3 protein-coding genes are annotated in these 3,658 nt (G+C 69.6%); all 3 read right to left on the bottom strand.

Going from position 1 to position 3,658, the window contains the following annotated elements; genetic code table 11:
- Nucleotides 1-1,377, bottom strand: a 1,377-nt coding sequence (locus VGW35_01205; protein HEV8306256.1) for a xanthine dehydrogenase family protein molybdopterin-binding subunit, incomplete at its 3' end; no start/stop codon positions are given.
- Between the two features lie 63 nt (nt 1,378-1,440).
- Nucleotides 1,441-2,829 (bottom strand): UbiD family decarboxylase, encoded by a 1,389-nt coding sequence (locus VGW35_01200; GenBank protein HEV8306255.1) that lies wholly within the window; start codon nt 2,827-2,829, stop codon nt 1,441-1,443.
- Nucleotides 2,826-3,658: molybdopterin cofactor-binding domain-containing protein (locus tag VGW35_01195; protein ID HEV8306254.1), on the bottom strand; the 833-nt coding region annotated here is incomplete at its 5' end. The genes VGW35_01195 and VGW35_01200, both read right to left, overlap by 4 nt.

The raw sequence follows: 3,658 nt of genomic DNA, 5'->3' as shown, positions 1-3,658 counted from the left end.
TCCTTCCGGCGTCACCTCGATGCCGATCCCGAGGCCGATGCAGCGGCCTTCTCGGCGGGCCTGCTCCCGGAGCTGCGGAAAGCCGGCGTAGTCGATCCGCTCCAGCACCCGCGAGAGCGCCCGCGGGTAGTCCCCGCTGTCCAGGATGGCGCCGGAGACCTGGGGATAGGGGAAGGCCTCCGGCGGGATGAAGTTGCGCAGGCGGACCTCGGCGCGGTCGAGGCCCGCCTCCCGGGCGACGTGATCCATGACGCGATCCATGAGCAAGGCGGCGGCGTCCTTGCCGAAGCCACGGTAGGCGGTCCAGGGACACTTGTTGGTCACGACGACCCTGAGTCGGATCCGGGCGTTGGCAATCCGATAGCAGGTCGGCAGGGTGAACGCGGTGACGAACGCCATGCCCCAGCCGAGGAAGGCGGTCGGCGCCCCGACGTCGGCCACCACCTCAACCCGCAGACCGGTGACGGTCCCGTCGTCGCGAAAGGCAACTTCGTAGCGCATCCCGGTGTCCCGGGCGTGGCCGCCGACGAGGAAGTTCTCGGCCCGCGACTCGATCCACTTGACCGGGCGGCCCAGCTTGCGGGCCATGTAGGCGACCAGCACCTCCTCCTGCGACGTCGGGGCCTTCAGGCCGAAGGCGCCCCCGACCTGCGGCTGGATCACCCGGATCGACGTCTCCGGGATGCCGAGGGTCGCGGCCAGGTAGGTCCGCAGCGGGTGCGGATTCTGGGTGGACTCCCAAACGGTCAGTCGCTCGGCGTAGCGGTCAGAGCTGGCGACGATCCCACGCGGTTCCACCGGCACGGCCGTGACCCGTTGCGACGTCACGCTGCCCACGGCCACCCGGTCGGCCTCGGTGAAGATCCGGTCCGGGTCGCCGGCCAGGAAGTCGCGGGCGATCAGCAGGTTGTCGCCCCAGTCGGGCTCGACCAGCGGGGCACCGGACGCGAGGGCCATCTCCGGATCGGTCACCGCCGGCAGCTCCTCCCAGTCGACCGCAATGAGCCCGAGCGCCCGGGCGGCCGTGTGACGGTCCTCGGCCACCAGCGCCGCGACCGCCTCGCCGACGTAGCGGGCGCGGTCCCGACAGAGGGCATACCAGGTGACTCCCTTCGCGCCGATGGCGCGGGTGTCCCATCCCTCGGGGATCGGATTCGTGTTCGCCACGATCTCGGGGGCGGTGACGACCGAGAGCACGCCCGGCAGTGCCTCGGCCGCGCTCGCATCGAGAGAGCGGATCCGGGCGTGAGCGTAAGGACTCCGCAGGACGGCCAGGTAGGTCGTGCCGGGGAGCTGGATGTCGTCGACGTAGGTGGCTCGCCCGGCGACGAGCTGCCGGTTGGCGCGGCCGGGGATGGCTTGGCCGACCCGCTTCAAAGGCGACGTGCTCGCCCCCTGGCCGTCCCAGGCATACCCGACGCGCGACCAACCATCAGGCCGTCAACCCAGCCCGGTCTTCGACTGAGAGGAAAGGAGGTCGCGCGTCCAATCCGGCACCCGCTCGACACCCGGGATGCGGACCACCTCGGGGAACGGCTTGCCGTAGGGGCGGGTGGCGTCGATGCCCAGCAGCGAGCTGGCGAAAGGCGACGGTGCCGAAGGATCGAGCTGGCCACCGGCCGCGCGAGGGATGATGATCACGTCCTCCGACGGCTGGCAGCGGGTCGAGATCGCCCACCAGACCTTGGCCATGTCGTAGATGTCCACGTCGTCGTCGGTCACGATGACGATCTTGGGATGCGCCTTGCTCCCCAGCGCGCTCAGGATGAGGTTCTTGGCTTCGTTCTCGTACTGCTGTCGGAGTCCGACCACCACCAGGAAATCCGCCCCGCCTTCCGGAGCGAAGTGGACGCCGGTGACGCCCGGATAGGTCTGCTTCAGCGCGGCGTAGACGTTGGCCGCCGCCGGCAGAATCTTCATGACGTGGTTCTCGGTCACCGGGATGCCGGTGAGGCCGGCCTGAAAGATGGCGTCCTCCCGCATGGTGACCGCTGTACAGTCGAACACCGGCTGCGGCCCGGCCGGCCCCACATAGCCGGTGAACTCCCCGAAGGGCCCTTCATGGACCCGCTCGTGCGGACGCACGCGTCCTTCGATCACGATCTCGGCGGTCGCCGGCACCTCGAGGTCGATCGTTTCGCACGCGACCATCTCGACCGGCTCCCCGCGGAGCGCGCCGGCGATGGCGATCTCGTAGGTGCCGAACGGCACCCGGGCCTGGGTCGCGAGCTGGATGAGCGGATCGACCCCGAGGGCGATGGCCACCTCCAGCGGCCGATTCTCTGCCTCGGCCCGGGTGAGCATGGCGTGGAAATCGGTGTAGGGACACGGCTCGATGGCCAATTCTGACGGGCCGCGGAGCTGCATCCGATAGATGCCGGCGTTCCTGGCCCCGGACTCGCGATCTTTCGCCATCACGACGCCCATCGTGATGTAGGCGCCACCGTCCTGCTCGCTGTAGATCGGCATCGGCAGGCGGGTGAGGTCCACCTGGCTGCCGAGGAGCCGCACCTCTTTGCACGGCCCGGTCGCGACGCGGCGCGGTTCCAGTGGCCGCTGGAGAGCGCCAATGAACCGGTCGAGGCCTTGCTTGTAATCGGTCGTCTCCAGCGCCAGCAGCGCCTTGTTCGAAGTGCAGAAGATGCCGCCGACGATGGGCATGTCGAAGCCGCGCACGTTCTTGAAGAGGAAGGCCGGGCCGTTCCCGTCCGAACTCTTGCGGATATAGGCGGCGACTTCGTAGCGACGGTCGACCTCGTCGTCGATGGTGACGAGCTCGCCGCGCTCTTGGAGATAGGCCAGGAATTGGCGCAGATCTGCGAAGCTCATCGGGGCTCCTTGCCTTGGGCGGCGCCCGCACCCTTACGGGTCGGGTGGGTGGGCCGGCGCGCTCGCGCATCCTGGATGGCCCGCCAGACGCGGCCGGGAGTCAGCGGTAACTCGGTGATCCGTACGTCGAGATCCGGGAACGCGTCCTCGATGGCGCCGCACAGGGCACCCAGCGCGCTGCCCATCCCGGACTCGCCGACGCCTTTGGCCCCCAGTGGCGTGAAGGGGGACGGCGTGTGCTGGTGCTCGATCTCGAAGCGCGGCAGCTCCACCGCGGTCGGGATGGTGTAGTCCATCAGCGTCGCGGTCTGGAGCTGCCCCGCCTGGTCGTAGGCCACCTCCTCGTAGAGGGCGCCGCCGATCGCCTGGGCCAGGGCCCCATGCAGGTTGGCGTCCACCAGGAGCGGGTTGATGATCGTCCCGCTATCGTCCACCAGGCAGTAGCGGAGGACCCTCACGTGCCCGGTCTCGGGGTCGACCTCCACGATGCAGGCGGCGGCGGCGCTCGGCCAGGTCGGGTAGGCGTTGAAGCGGCCGTCTCGCTTGGGCTGGTGATGGACATTCGGGCTGCGGAAATAGCGGGTGGCCTCCAGGCCCGGCTCGATCCCCTCGGCGAAGGGGCCGAACGGATTGCCGTAGACCTCCTGGGCCACCTGGCGAAAGGTGACCGCGCGATGGGGGCTCCCCTTGGGGAAGAAGCGCCCCTCCTCGACCTGGAGGTCCTCGCGGGCGGCCTCCAGGAGCTGGGCGGCCACGGCGAGCATCTTGTCGCGGACCTCGCCGCTGGCGACGCGCACCGCCGAGCCCCCGATCATGATACTGCGCGAGG

It is taken from the genome of Candidatus Methylomirabilota bacterium (assembly GCA_036005065.1).
In the GTDB taxonomy this organism is placed as follows: Bacteria; Methylomirabilota; Methylomirabilia; order Rokubacteriales; family DASRDR01; genus DASYQW01.
Note: the sequence above shows the minus strand (reverse complement) of the source record. Positions and strands in the feature narration are given on the sequence as shown.

Bases quoted from the DNA above. Each gene is read 5' to 3' on its own strand.
- VGW35_01200 (HEV8306255.1), bottom strand. From the start codon at position 2,829: ATGAGCTTCGCAGATCTGCGCCAATTCCTGGCCTATCTCCAAGAGCGC.